The organism is Bradyrhizobium sp. BR 10289 (assembly GCF_019455385.1).
GTDB lineage: Bacteria > Pseudomonadota > Alphaproteobacteria > Rhizobiales > Xanthobacteraceae > Bradyrhizobium.
In genome coordinates this window covers 54,896-73,446 of the sequence record NZ_JACOFR010000010.1, presented here as the reverse complement: position 1 = coordinate 73,446, position 18,551 = coordinate 54,896, and the positions used below count along the sequence as shown (strand labels likewise).

The window sequence follows — 18,551 nt, the reverse complement described above, 5'->3', positions numbered from 1 at the left end:
CCGTCCTCCCATTGCCCGTCGCGGCCGCGGGAGGACGGCAAGCCCGATGATTACGGCCGCGCCATCTTGCAGGTCGTGGAGACCATCGCCTGGGCGGTATCGACCTTGGAGACCAGATGCCAGCCCCAGCCGGTGCCCTCCTCGTCGAACGGCTCGCTTTCGGTGAGCTTGCCGAAGGAGGAGATGTAGATCGGCTGGAAGAACTGATGGTCGTCCTTGCGCATGAAGCCTTGGCCGCCGTCGAGAACCTCGAACTTGAGATCCTCGAGCGCCGCCGCCACCTTGACCGGATCGATCGAGTTGGCCTTCTCGGCCGCGGCCTTGAACATCCGCATCTCGTTGACCGCGCGCGGGTACCACAGCGAGAGGTTCACCTTGGCGCGGAACGCCTTCTCGTACTCCATCGCAGCCTTGTTGCCGGAGTTCGCAAAGCCCTCGGTGATCTGGAAGACCTGGTGGTCGAGACCGGTCTGCTTGATCGCGGTCGGACCGCCGGCGCCGCCGGCATAATAGGTGTACCAGTTGACCTTCAGACCGGCATCGGCGGCGGCCTTGAGCAGCAGCGCGATGTCCTGACCCCAATTGCCGGTGACGACGCTGTCGGCGCCTGAGGCCTTGATCTTGGCAATGTAGGGCGAGAAATCGGTGACCTTGAGCAGCGGATGCAGCTCGTCGCCGACGATCTGGATATCGGGACGCTTGGCGCCCAGCATCTTGCGCGCATCGGTGCGCACCGACTGGCCGAACGAATAGTCCTGGTTGATCAGGTACACCTTTTTGATCGATGGGGTGTCCTTCATGTAGTTGGTGAGCGCTTCCATCTTGATGTCGGAGCTCGCATCCCAGCGGAAATGCCAGTAGCTGCACTTCTCGTTGGTCAGGCTCGGATCGACGGCGGCGTAGTTGAAGTAAAGAACTTCCTTGCCGGGATTGCGCGTGTTGTTCTTGGTGACGAAGTCGGACAGCGCCGCACCGACGGACGAGCCGTTGCCCTGCGTGATGTAATGGGCCCCCGCGTCGATCGCCTTCTGGGCCTGAACCAGGCTCTCCTGCGGATTGGTCTTGTTGTCGAGCGGAATGATCTCGACCTTCTTGCCGAGAATGCCGCCCTTGGCGTTCAGTTCGTCGGCGAGATACTGGAAGGTCTTCAGGCCCCCCTCCCCGACGCTGGCGCCGCCGCCGGAGAGCGGATCGATGTAGCCGATCTTGACGGTGTCCTCGGCCGATGCGGCATGACCGAGCATCGGGGCGATCACGGCAATGGCCAAAGTGAGCTTGCGCATTGGTTTGTTTCCTCGCTGGCTATCGACTTTAGTCGATGGGCTCTTTTGCGCGTATGGAGCGCAATTTCAGGCCCTTTATGAGCAGAACGACCTTTGCTTTTCAAGCGCAACCGGACATGGCTCGGGCCGCCGCTATGAAATGTCACGCGACGGCCCGCATCATTGGCGACATTCCGCGGCGAGGAATAGAGCGCAAGGGAACTCCTGCCCCGCGCGCTCGGCGTTGACTACAATGGTAGGGGCAACGAGGCGGCGCCCCGTCGAAAGCTCAGACGCCCAGCGCCTTCCGATCGAAGCCCCGGACGAAGCGCAGCGACAGCGTCCGGATATTCGCGACGTTGAACAGCCACGCCGCAGCGGCATAAGCCAGCCCGCCGGCCAGGCTCACGATGATCAACGCGACGAGGCCGGTGCCCGCCACCTGCGACCGCGCAACCAGGATCGCACCGGCCATCGCCGCGGCGGAGGCTGCCACGCCGGCGAGACGGTTGAGATCGAACGGCACCGGATGGGCGCGGTGCATCAGGACGACGGCGACGACGAAGCCGAGTACCTCGGTCGCAAGCGTCGCCAGCGCCGCACCATAGAGGCCGTAGCCCGCGACCAGCGCGAACATCAGCGCCACGCTCAGGACCAGTGTGACGAACGACTGCGCCGCCAGCATGAACGGCCGCTCGGCGAGCTGAAAGCTGATCTGGACGTAGAATTGATTGGCAATGCCGAAGAAGCGGGCAAGCACCAGGGTCGGCAGCAGTGCCGACACGCCGGCCCGGAAATCGACACCGACGAGCGTGCCGGCGACCTGATCCGCCGCGAGCGCCAGCCAGATCGCGACGGGCGCGACGACGACGAGCAGCAGTTCGAGGCTCTCGTTCAGCCGCTCCCGCGTCGTCTCGATGTTCTTCTCCGCCAGCGAGCGGAACACCAGCGGCACGGTGGCCGCTGCAACGCTGGAGGCGACCATCACCATGAACTGGCGCGGCAGATCGGCGGCGACGCCGAAGATGCCGGCGGCGTCCTTGCCGAGGAGATAGGCAACGATCAGACGGTCGCAGGTCGAGTACAGCGCGACCGAGAGACCGGCCAACGTCAGCGGCAGGCCATAGCGTGCCAGCTGCATGAACTGGCTCCGCTGGAAGCGCGCGATCCTGGTGCGGTCGCCGACGAGATTGAGAATGATGCCGGTCAGCGAGCCGAGGCCAAAGGCCGCGAGCAGGCCCATGCCGCCCCAGCCGAGCCAGATGCCGACGAGGCCAAAACCGACGCTCGATACGCTGCGCACGATGGAGATCGCCGCGAAACGATAGGGGCGCAGCTTGGCGCGCTCGAACTCCTGGCCGACGTCGACCGCATTGGCCATGATCGCCACGAACATGCTGGCCAGCAGCAGCTCGACGCTGACGTCGCTGCGGAACAGGAAGACCAGCGGAGTCGTGGCGCAGAGCACCGCGACCGTCAGGGCGAAAGCGACCATCGCCGTTCCGCGAAAGTCCACCTCCGCCGACATCGCCTGATAGCGAGATACCGACAGCTTGATCCAGGCGAAGAAGATCGCGCCCAGAATGCCGGCCAGGCTGATGCCGACGACATAGACGCCGTATTCAGCGGGCGTGAGCAGCCGCGTATAGGCGGTGACCGCGAAGAAGCCCACCGCCGCGGGCAGGATGTAGGCGACGAGATAGATCGAGAAATGGCGGTTCAGCATACGGGACCGTTACGATGATGACGGCCGTCGACCAACGGGCCTTAACGGAATCTTGGCGGGCGAACGAAATGCGCCGCAGCATCGCGTAAGAGTGTCACATAAGTTTGCAGATCGGGCGGCGAATGGAGGTTGGACGCCTCTTTCGCCCGTTAGCGTTAAATTTGCCCTTTCACTCAAGCTGTTTTCGCAAGCAGGGCGCAAAAATCCTGATCCACACTGGAACAGCGCCATGTTGGTTAACCCAACGACGCAAAAGCCCGGCGTTGTAAGCCGCCACTTGGTACGATGGCGCGTTGGTTCCCAAAGGAACGCGCCAATTGACCAGGCTCGACAGACGCGAATTTCTTCTCGGCAGCGCCGCAACGCTCGCGGCGGGCGCATCCGCGTCGGCGTTGCCCGCCTCGAAGCTCGCGCAGCGCCGCCCCGGCTTCGGTGCGGCGGCGACGCTCTGGGATCTGCAGGCCGATCCCAGGCTTGGCGAAGCGATCAGCACCTATTGCACGCAGGTCGTGCCGGTGCTCGAACTGAAATGGCCGATGCTGCGGCCGGATGCGCATACGTTTGCCTTCGAGCGCGCCGACGCCATCTATGATTTCGCCCAGAAGAACGACCTGACCATGCGCGGTCATGCGCTCGCCTGGTATCACGATATTCCCGACTGGACCAAGCAGATCAAGGATTCGAAGGCCGTCGAGCGTGCCTATGTCGATCACATCAACACCGTCGTGTCCTACTACAAGGACAAGCTGACATCGTGGGACGTCGTCAACGAACCCATCCCTGACAATCCCAGGGGCATCAAGGACCGCCGCGATACGTTCTGGACGCAGCATCTTGGCGACCGTTGGATTCCATTGGCCTTCCGTACCGCCGCGGCCGCCGATCCCTACGTCAAGCTCGCGATCAACGAATACGACATCGAATCGGCAAAGGATTCGTTCATCGCCAAGCGCGCGGCCTATCGTAACCTGATCATGGATCTGCTCGATCAAGGCGTGCCGCTACACGCGGTCGGACTGCAATCGCATCTGCATGCCGAGCTCGAGATCGACACGCACGGGCTTGCGGAGTTCGTGACCGAAGTCCGCTCCTGGGGCCTCGAGGTGTATGTCACCGAGCTCGACGTCGACGACCAGAAGCTGGCGGGCAATCCGGCCGAGCGCGACGCCATCGTCGCCAAGCGCGTCGACGATCTCCTGACCTCGATATCGACCAGCGGGCCGGTGCGCTCGATTCTGACCTGGGGCCTCTCGGACCGCTACAGCTGGATCAACGGCACCTTCGCCCGCAAGGACAAGCAGCCGAACCGGCCGCTGCCGCTCGACGGCGAGTTCAAGCCGAAGCCCTTCATGGACGTGATCAGCAAGTTCACGAAGGACGCTTGAAGACGCGGCTCAGCGCGTTTTCGGCATTTCGAAGTGTGCCGTGTCGCCCATGTCATCCGGCGACAGGCTCGGGCCGCGACGATCGCGCGAGCTGAGACGGAATACGTCGCGGATGTCGTCGATCGAGGTCGACGAGTAGGATTGGATGCAGAGCGCGACCTGTTCGGGCAAGGCGGCAGCCATCATCGCTTCGATCGCCGGACGATCGAGACGGGTGTCGTCCCAGTGCGAGACGGCGATGCTGTCCTCGGTGACACGATGCCTCGCCAGATATTCCGGCGAGCTCGCGACGAAGTTTCCGTAAAGCAGATACTCGGAGAACTTTTTCTTCCGGCACAGCGCAAGAGCCCAGCTGAGGCCGGTCGCCGACTTGATGGCGTCCGTCATCGCCCGCGCGGCATCCTTGTCCCAGACCAGCGCGTTGCCGACATAATCGTCTGCCGGAAACGAGCGCTGCTTGATACCGAGGAGCTGATCGACGGTGCGGAGCCACAGCACGTGCAACGGGTGGCCTTCGTCGATCCCCTTGCGCGTGACGAATAGCGGTGTCTTTTCACCGCCGGCATATTGGCCGACGTCGAATTCGCGGAAGAACAGATTGTCCGAGTCGAGAATACAGACGCGCTGCTCGGACGCGTTGAGGACGCCGGCGATCTTGAGGATCTGCTGGATGTGCCAGCCATGCACCGGCAACGACAGCATCGACAACCAGACGCGGCGCTTGCTCAGAAACTGAAGCGCCGGCGGCAGTGCCCACAGCCACTTCGGCAAATAATGGGAGGCCGGAACGATGACGCGCTTGTCGGACGCGAACCGCGCAAACAGTGGCACGTCCTCATCGTTAACGAGAACATAATGCCGCGTATATCCCGTCAGCCAGGTGTCGATGCTCTCGCTGAGCAGCGAAAAGCGTTCGATATCCTTGGCATAGCTGGCAGTCAGCAGTGCAACGGAATGCATGGAGCGCGCTCAAATGGCCATCAGGCGGCAGTCATAGCTGTGGCGGGTGGCGTTGGAAACTTGGATTCGCAATCAAGGTAAAATGAAACGAAGCGTTAGCCATCCGACGGCAACCCCTGCTCAATCTCGCGAAAGCGCAGCGGCGCCAGGGCGGAGGCGCGCTGCCACCAGTCGGCGACGCGGTCGTCGAGCGCGGTCGCGCCGCGGCCCTGGCCGGGGAATATCCGGATCTGCTGGACCGCTTCGGCTTCAAAACCCTTGCCCTTGCGAGTGATCTTGAGGGCGGCGCCTTCGCGGTCGCGCTGGGTCAGTGGCACCAGGAGTCGGCCGCGGGGGCGGAGCGACCGGAGCCAGAGCGGATGCGGGTGCGAGAAGCCGGCATGGACGATGATCACGTCGGCGGGTTCGCTGATGTCTTCGCAGCCGTCGCCGTTAATGATCTCGACATTGCGATAATCGCGAAGGTAGGCCGCAGCGCGGGCCGCGAGACGCTCGTCGCATTCGATGGCATGGACCCCGCCCTTCGGTCCCACGATCTCTGACAACACCGCCGAGAAATAGCCGAGCCCGCAGCCGATCTGGATGACGCGATCCTTCTCTCCGATGTCGAGCAAATCGATGAAATGCGCCCACAGGCTCGGCAGTCCGGTGTCGAGCTTGCGGCGCGCGTCGATCGCGACCAGCACATTGTCGTAGAGATGAACCGGATCGGCGTCCGGCGTCAGGCGGTAGCTGTTCCCCGCCTCGCTCTTGATGCGCCAAGGCCCCTTCGGCAGAAAGTTTTCGCGCGGCACGGCACCGAGGGCTGCGAGCAGACGCTTTGAGGAAATCCGCTCGCGCTTTGCGATTCTTTCGACGTAGCGCGCACGAGCGGCATCGATATCTCCCATGTCACGGATCGACGCGTTCGCGAACGGGCACGTCCCCCGCGATCTCGTTGACCAGCTGCATCGCCTGCTTCAGGTCCGACGTGTAAAAACCTTCACTGAACTTGCCGACGATCGGTACCAGAAGAAGACTTGCATGCTCGCGCTTGCCGGCTTCGTGCGACAGGCGTGCGAGGCTGACCGCCGTGCGAAGCTCCCAGGACAACGCGCCCTGCTTGCGCGCGGTCTCCAGCGACAGCGCGAACAGCTCCTCGGCCTCCTGCACCGACGCCGGGTCGCCGTCCGACAGTGTGATCTCCCCTTGCAAGCGATAGACCTCGGCGAGGTAGGAGTGATCCCCGGTGCGCCTTGCGGTCGCGAGCGCGCCGTCCAGCGCGCGCAACGCGGCATCGCGCATCCCGACCTTGGCATAGGCTTCCGCGAGCAGGCAGCGGAACCAGCAGCCGGCGAGCCAGGAATCCATCGCCTCGTATTCGTCGAGGCCGAAGCGCATCTGGCTGATGCCCTCGTCGGCCTCGCCGAGCTGCGCCAGCGCCCAGCCGCGCAGGATCGCGGCCTGCTGTTTCCAGTGCAGGAAATTGTGCTCGGTGGCGATGATCATGGCGCGGTTGGCATGATCGCGCGTGCCCTCGATGTCGCGCAGATGCTGGCAGAGATAGGCGCCGAACACGAGCGCGAAGGCGAGCGAGAACGGATGACGGAGCTTCTCCGCATGCAGAATGGCCTGCTCGCTGTGCTGGCGCGCCGCGTCGGGCCGGCCCAGGAACCACAGGAGATAACCGAGATAGGACAGCGAGACGACGCCCGGATCGGTGCCGTGCCGCTCCATCAGATCGGAGTGCAGATCTGGGCTGTAGAGGTTGATGCAGCGATGCAGATGGTGCTGCGCGGCGGCAAAGCGTCCGCGATAGAGCATGGTCATCGCGATCGAGCGATGCGCCTCGATCAGATAGCCGGTCTGCTGCGCCGGATCGGCCCGTTCGTTGAGCCGCTCGCGCTTGGCGAACTTCAACAGCTCGACGCTGAGATCGTGCGCACGGGTGAGGTCGGCGCGGATGAAATGGCAGACCCAGAGCCCCCGGGTGGCGGCAAACGCCTTTTCATCGTCGTCGAGCTGCTGGCCGAGCTCGAGCGCGCGGATGTAGTTCTCCTCGACTTCCTGCACGGCGTAGCCTTTGGCCGCGATCAGCGCGTTGCCGAGCGCGATGCGCAGCTCGAGCTCCATCTCGTCGGCACCCTGCATGCGCGGATTGGCCTGCACGACGCTGAGGCCCCGCCTGAGATGGCCGATCGCCTCCAGATTGGCGCCGCTCTTGGCCGACTGCTTGCCGGCCTTGAGCCAGAAGCTGGCGGCGCCCTCGCTCTGGGCCGACTCGGTCAGGTGATGGGCAAGCAGCTCCGGCTCGCGATCGGTCTTCTCCGGGTACATCTCGGCGAGCACCTGCGCGATCCGCGCATGCAGCTTGCGCCGTTCACTGTGCAAAAGGCTGGCATGTGCGGCGTTCTGGATCATCACATGCTTGAAGGTGTAGAGCGCATCGGGCGGATGGCCGCGGCGCATGATCAGCCCGGCCTCCTCCAGATGATTGAGCGCGGCTTCGATCTGCTCGGCCGGCGTGTTGGCGACGGCCTGGAGCGTCTCGTAGGAGAACTCGCGGCCGATGGTGGCGCCGATCTGCGCGATCCGCTTGAACGGACCCATCCGGTCGAGCCGCGCCATCAGCGAGTCCGTCAGCGTCGCGGGGATCGCGAGCTGCCGCCACGGGCCCGACAGCACGTAGCGCCCGTGCCGCTCGGTCAGGAGGTTGGATTCGAGCACGGTCTTGGTGAGCTCTTCCAGGAACAGCGGCACGCCGTCGGTCTTGACGATGATCTCCTCGACGACCTCCTTGGGCAGCTCCCGTCCGGCGACCCGCTCAACCAGCGTCGTGCGCAGCTGCCGGCTCAGGCGGTTCAGCACCAGCGTGGTGATGTGCGAATGCGCATTCCAGCTCGGCTGGAATTCGGAGCGCGCCGTGATGACGACCAGGATCGGCCGGTTCTGCACCCGGTCAACCAGGAGATCGAGGACCTCTCGCGAGGTCGGGTCGATCCAGTGCAGATCCTCGAACGCGATCACCAGCGGCATCTCGCGCGCGAGGCCAAGAAAATGACTGACCAATGCCGCGACGGTGGCATCCTTCTGCTGCTGCGGCGACAGCTCGAGCGGCGGATAGCGGTCTCCCGTCGGGATGGACAGAAGCGCGGCAAACAGCGGCACGACTTGTTCCACGTCGCCATGCGCGGCCGCGATCGCGGTCTCAAGGCTGGCCAGCGACAGCGCGGAGGTATCCTCACGATCAAGGCCGAGGGAGAATTTGAGCTGCTCCGAGAACGGATAGAACGCGGTGGAGGTGTAATAGGGCGAACACTGAAACGAGACCTGGCCGTGGCGGTCGCCCGCGATCCGCTCGAAGATCTCCTGGACGATGCGCGACTTGCCGATGCCGGGCTCGCCGAACTTGACGACGACCTGGCCGTCACCATCCTTCGCCTGCTGCCAGCGGCCCATCAGCAGCGCGATCTCTTCCTCGCGGTTGACCAGCGGCGTCAAGCGTCCGCCCATGGCGGCGGCAAAGCGGGTTTCAACCCGGGTGGCGCGCACCACGTGCCAGGCTTGCGCCTTCTCCGAGATGCCCTTCAGCGCATGGACACCGAGATTGCGATAGTCGAATTTCCCCTTCAGGAGCGATTGCGTCGAGGACGAGATCACAACGCCATTGGGCGGCGCCAGGGCTTGCAGGCGCGCGGCGAGATTGACGGTTTCGCCGACCGCGGAGTCGCGCTCTTCCGTACCCTGGCCCACGAGATCGCCGACCACGACGAGGCCGGTCGCAATCCCGATGCGGACGGCCGGCGAGTGGCTGAGCGTGCCACGCGGCTCGATCGCGCGCGCCGTCGACAGCACCCGCACGATCTCGAGCCCCGCCCGCACGGCGCGCTCGGCGTCGTCCTCATGTGCCGTCGGATAGCCGAAATAGACCAGAATACCGTCGCCGACGAAACGGGCGGCAAATCCTTCGTAATGCTTGACCACGCGGACGCAGGTCTCGCGGAAGCTCGCGATCATGTCGCGTACGTCTTCCGGATCGAACTGCGCCGAGAGCGCGGTGGAATCGACCATGTCGCAGAACATGGTGGTGAGCTGGCGCCGTTCGGCACCGGCCTCCGTCCGGCTCTGCGGACGCGCCACTGGCGCCGGCGGCTCGGCGGTTTCGGCCTGGAACAGCGCCGCCATCGCCCGCCGCAGCCGCTTGCGGTCGCCGAGCGGCAGGCCGAGCTCGACCAGGTCAGCCTCGGTCAGGTCCCCCATGACGTCGAGATCGAGGCGGTGCTGCGCGAACAGATCGGTATAGTGGCCGAGGCCGATGCCCTCGAGCCAGCGCTTCAGCCCGCCGTCCATCCCCGTAACAGGCTCATTCTCCAGCATGGTGATTCTGCCCGACCATCACTCCGTCGAAGGGCTTTAGGGCCCCTCAACCACAGATTTTGGGGCTCAAACTTCACCTCAGACTGGACGCGTTCCCTAAGTCTTGGGAAGAATAGCTCAATCGGATCAAAAGGGAATGGCGTTGTCAGACATTGCATCCGGAGCGGGAGAGGGATCGGACGGCGCAAGCCCCGAAACGAAGATATTCGCCAGTATCGGCGGCCTTCTCGATTTCTACGCCCGCAAGACACCAGTTGCGCCCGCCCTTATGGCGCCTAGCCGGCCTGCTCTCAGCTATGGCGCACTTGGCGAGCGGGTGCAGGACCTCATCCGTACCCTGCGCGGGCTCGGCATCGCACCTTCCGACCGGATTGGCGTTGCACTGCCGCGCGGCGCCGACAGCGCGTTGGCCATGATCGCGGTCGCATCGAGCGGCGCCTGCGTCCCCGTCAATCCCGATCTCACCGCGGACGAGCTGCAGCGCTATTTCAGCGAATTGGAACTAAAGGCGCTCGTCACCCGGTCCGACATGAACTCACCGAGCCGTGATGTTGCCAGGGCGCTGGATATTGCGGTGATCGATTTCGTGCCGGGGCCGAAAGACGATCTCGGCGGCTGCGCGTTCATGGGCCCGGTGATCGGGCCCGCGAGCGCCAGCGGGGCCTCGCGCGGCGACGACGATGCGTTCATCCTGTTGACCTCGGGCACGGCAGCCCGGCCGAAGATGGTGCCGCTCACGCACCGCAATGTATGCCTGTCCGCCTATAATGCCGGCCACGTGCTGTCGCTCGGACCCCGCGATCGCCTGCTCAATGCGCTGCCGCTGTTTCACGCCCATGGCCTGATCTCCGGCCTGCTGACGGCGCTGGCCGCCGGCTCCAGCGTGATCTGCACCGACGGTTTCGACGCATTGTCGTTCTTCGGCTGGATGCGAGAGCTGCAACCGACCTGGTACACGGCGGTGCCGACCATTCATCGCGCGCTGCTGACGGCGGCCGAAGCGAACCCGGATCGCGTTCGAGCGTCCTCGCTGCGCGTGATCCGCTCGGCCTCGTCCTCACTCGCGCCCGCGATTCTGAACGGGCTGGAGGCGACGTTCGGCGTTCCCGTGCTCGAAACCTATGGCATGACGGAAGCGGCCTCGCAGATCGCGGCCAATCCGTTCGAGCTGCGCAAGGTCGGATCGGTCGGCCGTGCCGCGGGTCCAGAGATCGCGATCATGGACGAGACGGGCCGCACGCTCGCAAGCGGCGAGCACGGCGAGATCATGCTGCGCGGGCCCAACATGAGCCGCGGCTATTATAATGACGAGGCGGCGACAGAGGCCGCGTTCCGCGACGGCTGGTTCCGGACCGGCGATCTCGGCTATCTCGATGCCGACGGCTATCTCTTCATCGTCGGCCGCATCAAGGACGTCATCAACCGCGGCGGCCAGAAGATCTCACCGCTCGAGGTCGAAGAGGTCCTGCTCAGCCATCCCGCGGTGCTGGAGGCCGGCGTGTTCGCCGTCCCGCACCCAAAGCTCGGCGAGAACGTCGCGGCGGTCGTGGTGCTCAGGCAAAACTCCGAGGCAAGCTCGGATCAGTTGCGCCAGTTCGCGCGAAAGCGTCTTGCCGCCTACAAGGTACCGAGCCTGATCCGCAGTGTGGGCGCGTTGCCGAAGGGCGCCAGCGGCAAGGTCAAGCGCAATGCGCTGGCCGAGCTGATCGCCACGGGCGACGACCCCGACGAAGCGCACCTGCCGCGCAATGCGCTGGAGAACCAGCTTGCGGAGATCTGGGCCGGCCTGCTGGAGCTGCCGCAGGTCGGGATCGACCAGGACGTCTTTGGGCTCGGCGCCGATTCGCTCGCAGTGACGCAGATGCGCTCGCGCCTGCGCGAGCGCTTCAACGTCGATTTCTCCTTCGAAGACATTTTTGACTGCGCCACGGTGTCGGCTCTGGCGGAGCGGATCGAGACTGCCACAACCCACCGCCAAACGGCGCTGCCGGCGTGGCGCCGGACAGCCGCAGCCGATGCGCCGCTCTCGTTCCAGCAGCAGCGGATGTACGTGCTCTCGCGGCTCGATCCGACCCGCTACAATTATAACGTCGTCGAGGTCGCGGTCATCAAGGGCCTGGTCGACGTCGCGGCGCTCTCTGCGAGCCTCACCGCGATCTGCGCCCGCCACGAGGCGCTGCGCTCGGTCTTCATCGAACATCAGGGCGAGCCGGCGCAGCGTGTGTTGCAGTCGCCGCCGTGCTTCGAGAGAATCAAACTCAAGCCCTGCCCTGCGGACAAGCGGACCGCCACGATCCGGCGCGAGGCGCTCAAGCTCGCGCAACATCCATTCGACCTGGCGCTCGAGCCGCCGTTGAAAGTCACGCTGCTGTCATTCGACAAATCCAGCCACGCGCTCGTCGTGAACGTGCATCACCTCGTCACCGACGGCTGGTCGCAGCGGCTGTTCTGGGAGGAGCTTGCCGCGCATTATTCCGCCGCGCGCAGCAAGAGCGTGGCAGCACTGCCCTCGTCCGCCTTCCAGTATCGCGACTTTGCGCTGTGGCAGCAGAGCTGGGCCGAGACACCGGCGGCGAAGGAGCAGCTCGATTATTGGCGGACGCAGCTCGACGGCGTCACCACCCTGCCGCTGCGCACCGACCGGCCACGGCCGGAGATCTGGAGCGGCCACGGCGCCCGTCATTATTTCGAGTTCTCCAAGGCGCTCTCGGGCGAGGTCCGCGCGCTGAGTCAGGATCAGGGCGTCACGCCCTTCATGACGCTGCTCGCGGTGTTCCAGTGCCTGCTGTTCCGCCACACCGGCCACGAGGACGTCGCGACGGGATCGCTGATCGCCAACCGCAACCAGATCGAGAGCGAGCGCCTGATCGGGCTGTTCGCCAACACCCTGATCCTGCGCAACGATTTTGGCGGCGATCCAAGCTTCGGCGAGATGTTGCGGCGGGTCCGGCAAGTCACGCTTGATGCCTATCGCAACCAGGACCTGCCGGTCGAGGAAGTGCTTCGCGCATTGCAGATCGCGCGGCGGAACGACGGCAATCCGCTGTTCCGGATCATGTTCATCCTCCAGAACGCCTCGATCGAGGCGGCCCGCTTTCCCGGCCTGTCGACATGGCGGCTGGAGGTCGATCCGAAGGTCGCACGCTTCGACATCACGCTCGAGCTGGTCGAGGCCGACGGCCGGTTCACCGGCTTCTTCGAATACGCCACCGATCTGTTCGACGCGGCGACGATCGAGGGCATGGCCGATCAGTTCAAGACGCTGCTCAAGGCCGTCATCGCCAATCCGGAGCAGCGTATCTCGCGGCTGCCGCTCCTGACCGCGGCGGAACAGCGCCAGCTGCTGGCGAAGGGCCGGGGCTTACAGGCGAATTTCACCGTGCGCGGAAATTTGAGCGAACGCTTCGATGGCCAGGCCAAGGCAACGCCGAACGCGATCGCGGCGTCCGACGGCCGCAGGTCCCTGACCTATCGGGAGCTGGCGCGCCGCAGCCAGGCAGTCGCGCGCTGGCTGACCCGAGAAGGCATCGGTGCGGAGGACGTGGTCGCCTTGCTTGCCGAGCGCGGGCCCGATCTGCTCGCCGCTATGACCGGCGTGCAGCGCGCGGGCGCGGCCTTCCTCAATCTCGACCCGGAGCAGCCGCCGGCGCGGCTGGCGACCATCCTCGGATCGAGCTGCGCCCGCGTGCTGCTGACCGGGCGCGCGCAATCACCGATGGTCACGGCGCTGCTCGAACCGCTGGTCGAGCGCATCCATGTGGCGGAGCTCGAAGACGTGCTCGCGCCTGCATCGACCAAGCCGGCGCGCGCGGTGCGGCGCGCAGCCTCGAGCCTTGCCTATCTCATCTACACCTCCGGCTCCTCAGGCGCGCCGAAAGGCGTGATGATCGAACAGCGTGGGCTCTCGAACCATCTGGCCTCGTTGATTTCCGAGCTTGGGCTGTCGGCCAAGGACGTCATCGCCCAAACAGCACCGCAGAGCTTCGTCATCTCGATCTGGCAGTTCCTCGCAGGGCCTATGGTCGGTGCGCGCGTGCATGTCTGCGGCAACGCGGTCGTGCAGGACCCGCTCCTGCTCGCGCAGGAGATCGAGCGCGAGGGCATCACCGTGCTGGAGATCGTCCCATCGCTGCTCCGCGTGATCCTCGACCGCATGGACGAGGCGAAGGTCCAACGCGCCTTTGCGCGGCTGCGCCTGCTGATCTCGACCGGCGAGCCGCTGCCGGTCGATCTCTGCCGCGCCTGGTTCGCGCGCTGCCCGAAGGTGCCGCTGATCAATGCCTATGGCGCATCGGAATGTTCTGACGACGTGTCGCTGCATCGCCTGACCAAGGCACCGACCGTGACCACGACAAACGTTCCGGTCGGTGCGCCGCTGCCGAATACCCAGCTCCATGTGCTCGATCACAACCTTCAGCCGCTGCCGGTCGGCGTGACCGGCGAGCTCTGCATCACCGGCGCCGGAGTCGGACGGGGCTATGTCAACGATCCCGCGCAGAGCCGGCAGCGCTTCATCCCCGATCCGTTCGCGCGCCATGCGGGCGCGCGGCTGTACCGGACCGGCGACCTCGCCCGCCGACGCGCCGATGGCACAATCGAGTGCCTTGGACGCGCCGACCATCAGGTCAAGATCCGCGGCTACCGGATCGAGCTCAAGGAGGTCGAGAACGCATTGGCCGACCATCCGGCCGTGCGCGCCGGCATCGTCGAGCCGCGCCGCGAAGCCAGCGGCGATGTCAGGCTGATCGCCCATATCGTCGCAAGGGCTGGCACCCGGACCAGCGCCAGCGCGCTGCGCGACTTCCTGAAGAGCCGGCTGCCGAGCCACGCGATCCCGTCCGCATTCCTGTTCCTCGATCAGGTGCCGCTCAACGCGCATGGCAAGATCGACCGGTCGGCGCTGCTCGCGCCGGCACAGCAGGAAGCCGCAGGACCGGATGCGGCGGTGCCGGCACGGCGCTTCACCGAAAAAGTGCTCTCGGACATCTGGGTCGACCTGCTGAAGGTCGAGAGTCTTGGCGTCACCGACAATTTCTTCGATCTCGGCGGCCATTCGCTGCTGGCGGGCCAAGCGATGGCGCGCGTTGCCCGCGCACTCGGCGTGTCGCTGCCGATCAAGACCATCTTCGAGGCACCGACGATCGAGGAGCTGGCCCGCCGGGTCGACGAGGCAGTGGCGGCCAAGCCGCACCAGCCTGCCGCAAGCCTGCCGAATCTGGCGCATGCAAAGCTGGCCGAACATGGCCCGCCGACGCTCTCGATCGCGCAGGACCAGATGATTCGCATCGAGCAGAACCTGCCGGGGCTGCCGCTGTTCAACCTGCCCTTCGCCTTCCGTCTCGAGGGCCCGCTAGATCCGGCTGCTCTCGCCCAGGCCTTCGGCGACATCGTGCGCCGCCACGAATCGCTGCGGACCGGGTTCGGCTGGCGTGACGGTGAACCCGTCAGCCGCATCGCCACGCCCAGCGAGCTCGGACCCGTCCTTGCCGTCGAGACCATCGGCGACGGGCGTCGCCACAACAACAAGCGGCGCCAGGCCCTCGAATCCCGAAAGATCGATCTGCTGATCGAGCAGGAGACCTACACCCCGTTCGACACCGCGCGGGCGCCGCTGCTGCGGGCGCGGCTGTTGCGGCTCCACGCCGAGGAACACGTGCTGCTGCTGACGCTGCATCATGCCGTTGCCGACGGCTGGTCGATCGGCGTGCTGTTCGAGGAATTGTCGAGCCGTTATGCGGCGCTGGCGGGACGTCCCTCGGCACCGCTGCCAAAGCCGCCACCGGCCTTTTCGGACGTCGCCCGCTGGCAGCACTGGTGGTGCGGCACCGACGCCGCCCGCCGGCAAGCCGCCGAGTGGACCGAGAATTTACGCGGTGCGGCGCCGATCTTTGACGGCGAGGCAAGCCCGGGCGCGTCCACCGGGCACCATCCGATCAGCCTGGAGCCGGATCTGATCGGCAGGCTGACGGCATTCAGCGGCCGGCACAACGCCACGCTGTTCATGTGCCTGCTCACCGGCCTGAAGGCGCTGCTGCTGGCACAGACCGGCCGCAGCGACATCGCGGTTGCCACGGCCATGGCCAATCGCGCCCAGCCGGACACCGACCGAATCGTCGGACCGTTCGAGAACACGGTGATCGTCCGCACGCAGATCACGCCGGATCTGTCGTTCGCGCAGGCGCTCGTCCGGGTGCGCCAGAGCGTGCTCGACGCACATGCGCGGCAGGAGCTGCCGTTCAACCTGCTGGCCGACCATCTGGAGCAGGCCGGGATCGACCCGGCCAGGCTGCTCCAGGTCTATTTCACCCTGCAAAATCCGCTGCGCCAGCCGCTCGATTTGCCGGAGATCGTCACGCATTCGATCGGCAATGTCGCGCGCGAGGGGCAGCCGGTGCTGCCGATCGACCAGACCTGGCTGTCGCTGATGCTCAAGGAGCGCCCGACCGGAATCACCGGTTCATGCAACTACAAGGGCGAGCTGCTCGATGGTCACAGGGTCGGCGCGTGGATGGAGGATCTCGTCGCGCTGCTGGGGGCTGCCGTCGCCCAACCCAACACGCCGCTCGGCCGATTGCTCGCGCGCCGGGCGGCATGACCGGCCGTGCAGGACGGGCGAATACGGGTTCACTCGTCAAAGCTGTGAATGATCAAGTTGCATCTTGATTATTTGGCGCGACCGCGCAAGATTATTCTCGCCTTTTGATTTGGACGATTATTTTCAACCGGGGGAGTGCGTATTATGGGTTTCATCAAATTTACCAAAGGCACCTCGTTGAGCGACAAGGACCGCAAGGCCCTGCAGAAGCTGCTGACCGACGAGAAGAAGAAGCTCCAGTCGGCGCTGAAGGAAGTCGATGCCAGCCTGTCGGTGCTGGGCGGCGCGAAGAAGGCCAAGAAGAAAAAGTAAGACCAGTCGGCGGAGACGCCGCACGAATCTTCGGATAACGGCCGCACGCCTGCCGCGCTTGGGGGGCTCGCACAAGCTTGCGCCCGTAAACCGTCCAACGATCGACAAGAATTCGCCCGGGTGGACCGTTAGACGGGTTCCGCTCAGTTGTTTCTTGCTCAGTTGATTCTTCCGTCAGGGCCGGGGATTGGGCCTCTGCCTGACGCCAAAGGCCTGATTGATGGCAGACGACAGGATTGAACTGTTTGTCGGACTGATCGAGACCATTGACGCGCCGGGCGCAGCCGACGCGTGCCGACGTTTGCTCTCGGTCGACGAACGACACCGCGCCGACCGCTTCATGTTCGAGCGGCACCGGCGCCAGTATGTTTTCGCCCACGCGATGCTGCGCCTGGCGCTGTCGCAGATTGCGCCCGACGTTGCCCCCACCGACTGGTCCTTCGCGGCCGGCCGCTATGGGCGGCCGTTCGTCGCATCGCCCAAGACCTCCACCGCGCTGCATTTCAGCCTGTCGCATGCAGACGGCTGCGTCGCCTGCGTGGTGTCCGGGCACGAAGCCGTCGGCGTCGACGTCGAGACCGTGTCGCGGCGGGTCGCGCCGCTCTCCACCGCACTGCGCTTCTTTGCGCCGGAGGAGGTCGAGACTCTGCGCAGCCTGCCGGAGCCGGCGGCGATCGAGCGCTTCTTCGACTATTGGACACTCAAGGAGGCCTATCTGAAGGCCAGGGGCTTCGGGCTCAATCTGCCGCTCGACGCCTTCGCAATGCAGGTCTCGCGCGAGGCCATCGAGATCAGCTTCAAGCCCGATATCGCCGACGATCCCCAGGGCTGGCGCTTCTCCCTGTGCTCGCCCTCCCCCTCGCACCGCCTCGCGATCGCCGATGGCTCCCGCGCGACCGGCGGCCTTCCCATCAGCCGGAATGCCTGGCCATTCCAGGAAGCGGCGGAATGACGGCGCCGCGGCTGCGCGTCTTTCCCGCGATCTCGCGCAACCGCGATCCACGAAAATATGTCGGCGAGCTGATGCGGGTGGCTGAGTTCGCGGACCGCAACGGCTTCGAAGGCATCCTGCTGTTCGAAGGCAACGACGTATTCGTCGAGCCCTGGGCGATGGCTCAGCACATCATGGCGGCGACGACGCGATCCTCGCCGCTGATTGCGGTCAATCCGGTCTATATGCACCCGTTCACCGCGGCGAAGTTCGTGTCGTCCTTTGCGCAACTCTATGGGCGCAAGGTCTATCTCAACATGATCACCGGGACCGCGCTCAGCGACTTGCAGGGTCTCGGCGACGAGCAGCCGCATGGCGACCGCTATGTCCGGCTCGGCGAGTTCGTGGCGCTGATGCGCCAGTTGCTGGCGAGCCCGCGGCCGGTGAATGCCGAGGGCCGGTTCTACCGCGCGCACCATCTGCAACTTCGCCCGCGCCTGCCGGCGGAGCTGATGCCGGAATTCCTGATCGCGGGCCAGTCGGAGGCGGCGCAGCGCGTCGCGAAGGAGACCGGCTGCATCAAGATGCAGATGCTGCCACCCGATCTCGATCGCGGCCTCGATGCGCCGGGAATGAACTTTGGCATCTTCACCCGCGAGGGACGCGAGGAGGCGCGGCAGGCGGCACGGGCGCGCTTTCGCGACAATGTCGATGACCGCGAGCTGCTCGCGCTCACCGTGGAGAACAGCGACTCCGTGTGGAAGCGGCGGCTGTACGAGGGGCAAAGCGGCGAGCTTCACGACAACGGCTACTGGCTGCTGCCGTTCCTGACCTTCCAGGCCGACTGCCCCTACCTCGTCGGCAGCTACGAGGAGATCGGCGCGAAACTGAAGGATTTTGCGGCGAAAGGCCTGACGACCATCATGCTCGACATGGTCGCGGACGAGGCCGAGATGCAGCACGTTTGCAAGGCGCTCAAAGCGAGCGGGATGTTTTGAGATTTCCTCTCGCTCTCCACGCTTGC

General features: G+C 65.2%; 10 protein-coding genes. 5 read left to right on the top strand and 5 right to left on the bottom strand.

The window, feature by feature from the left end:
• Positions 1 to 50: 50 nt before the first annotated feature.
• Together HYH08_RS18405 and HYH08_RS18400 are read right to left on the bottom strand one after the other, a co-directional pair.
• Positions 51 to 1,283 carry a branched-chain amino acid ABC transporter substrate-binding protein gene (locus tag HYH08_RS18405; RefSeq protein WP_220011214.1) on the bottom strand — a complete coding sequence of 411 codons (1,233 nt, stop codon included), beginning with the start codon at positions 1,281 to 1,283 and terminating at the stop codon, positions 51 to 53.
• 268 nt (positions 1,284 to 1,551) lie between these two features.
• Complete coding sequence (locus tag HYH08_RS18400; RefSeq protein WP_220011213.1) at positions 1,552 to 2,988, bottom strand: oligosaccharide flippase family protein; 1,437 nt, start codon at positions 2,986 to 2,988, stop codon at positions 1,552 to 1,554.
• Between the two features lie 317 nt (positions 2,989 to 3,305).
• On the opposite strand from HYH08_RS18400, the gene HYH08_RS18395 reads away from it, so the two are divergent.
• On the top strand, positions 3,306 to 4,373 hold the full coding sequence (locus HYH08_RS18395; protein ID WP_220011212.1) for an endo-1,4-beta-xylanase: 1,068 nt from the start codon (positions 3,306 to 3,308) through the stop codon (positions 4,371 to 4,373).
• Positions 4,374 to 4,382: 9 nt separating this feature from the next.
• Here HYH08_RS18395 and HYH08_RS18390 read toward each other — a convergent pair whose 3' ends face one another.
• The 3 genes from HYH08_RS18390 to HYH08_RS18380 form a co-directional block, all read right to left on the bottom strand.
• On the bottom strand, positions 4,383 to 5,333 hold the full coding sequence (locus tag HYH08_RS18390) for a DUF6492 family protein (RefSeq protein WP_220011211.1): 951 nt from the start codon (positions 5,331 to 5,333) through the stop codon (positions 4,383 to 4,385).
• Positions 5,334 to 5,428: 95 nt separating this feature from the next.
• The gene (locus tag HYH08_RS18385; RefSeq protein WP_220011210.1) at positions 5,429 to 6,223 is read right to left on the bottom strand and encodes a protein-L-isoaspartate O-methyltransferase family protein; all 795 of its coding nucleotides are present in this window, start codon (positions 6,221 to 6,223) and stop codon (positions 5,429 to 5,431) included.
• 1 nt (position 6,224) lies between these two features.
• The gene (locus HYH08_RS18380) at positions 6,225 to 9,689 is read right to left on the bottom strand and encodes an ATP-binding protein (RefSeq protein ID WP_220011209.1); all 3,465 of its coding nucleotides are present in this window, start codon (positions 9,687 to 9,689) and stop codon (positions 6,225 to 6,227) included.
• Between the two features lie 136 nt (positions 9,690 to 9,825).
• Here HYH08_RS18380 and HYH08_RS18375 point away from each other — a divergent pair, with 136 nt between their 5' ends.
• The 4 genes from HYH08_RS18375 to HYH08_RS18360 all read left to right on the top strand — a co-directional run bounded on the left by HYH08_RS18375 (position 9,826) and on the right by HYH08_RS18360 (position 18,525).
• On the top strand, positions 9,826 to 16,284 hold the full coding sequence (locus tag HYH08_RS18375; protein ID WP_220011208.1) for a non-ribosomal peptide synthetase: 6,459 nt from the start codon (positions 9,826 to 9,828) through the stop codon (positions 16,282 to 16,284).
• A gap of 144 nt (positions 16,285 to 16,428) precedes the next feature.
• The gene (locus HYH08_RS18370) at positions 16,429 to 16,596 is read left to right on the top strand and encodes a hypothetical protein (RefSeq protein ID WP_220011207.1); all 168 of its coding nucleotides are present in this window, start codon (positions 16,429 to 16,431) and stop codon (positions 16,594 to 16,596) included.
• Between the two features lie 220 nt (positions 16,597 to 16,816).
• Positions 16,817 to 17,548: a 4'-phosphopantetheinyl transferase family protein gene (locus tag HYH08_RS18365; RefSeq protein ID WP_220011206.1), complete on the top strand. Its 732-nt coding sequence runs from the start codon at positions 16,817 to 16,819 to the stop codon at positions 17,546 to 17,548.
• Positions 17,545 to 18,525, top strand: a complete 981-nt coding sequence (locus tag HYH08_RS18360; protein ID WP_220011205.1) for an LLM class flavin-dependent oxidoreductase — start codon at positions 17,545 to 17,547, stop codon at positions 18,523 to 18,525. Before HYH08_RS18365 ends, HYH08_RS18360 begins: the two co-directional genes overlap by 4 nt.
• Positions 18,526 to 18,551: the final 26 nt, after the last annotated feature.

Excerpts from the sequence above, each read along its gene's own strand:
- HYH08_RS18405 (WP_220011214.1), bottom strand. The coding sequence starts at position 1,283 with ATGCGCAAGCTCACTTTGGCCATTGCCGTGATCGCCCCGATGCTCGGT.
- HYH08_RS18400 (WP_220011213.1), bottom strand. The coding sequence starts at position 2,988 with ATGCTGAACCGCCATTTCTCGATCTATCTCGTCGCCTACATCCTGCCC.
- HYH08_RS18390 (WP_220011211.1), bottom strand. The coding sequence starts at position 5,333 with ATGCATTCCGTTGCACTGCTGACTGCCAGCTATGCCAAGGATATCGAA.
- HYH08_RS18385 (WP_220011210.1), bottom strand. The coding sequence starts at position 6,223 with ATGGGAGATATCGATGCCGCTCGTGCGCGCTACGTCGAAAGAATCGCA.
- HYH08_RS18380 (WP_220011209.1), bottom strand. The coding sequence starts at position 9,689 with ATGCTGGAGAATGAGCCTGTTACGGGGATGGACGGCGGGCTGAAGCGC.
- HYH08_RS18375 (WP_220011208.1), top strand. The coding sequence starts at position 9,826 with ATGGCGTTGTCAGACATTGCATCCGGAGCGGGAGAGGGATCGGACGGC.
- HYH08_RS18370 (WP_220011207.1), top strand. The coding sequence starts at position 16,429 with ATGGGTTTCATCAAATTTACCAAAGGCACCTCGTTGAGCGACAAGGAC.
- HYH08_RS18365 (WP_220011206.1), top strand. The coding sequence starts at position 16,817 with ATGGCAGACGACAGGATTGAACTGTTTGTCGGACTGATCGAGACCATT.
- HYH08_RS18360 (WP_220011205.1), top strand. The coding sequence starts at position 17,545 with ATGACGGCGCCGCGGCTGCGCGTCTTTCCCGCGATCTCGCGCAACCGC.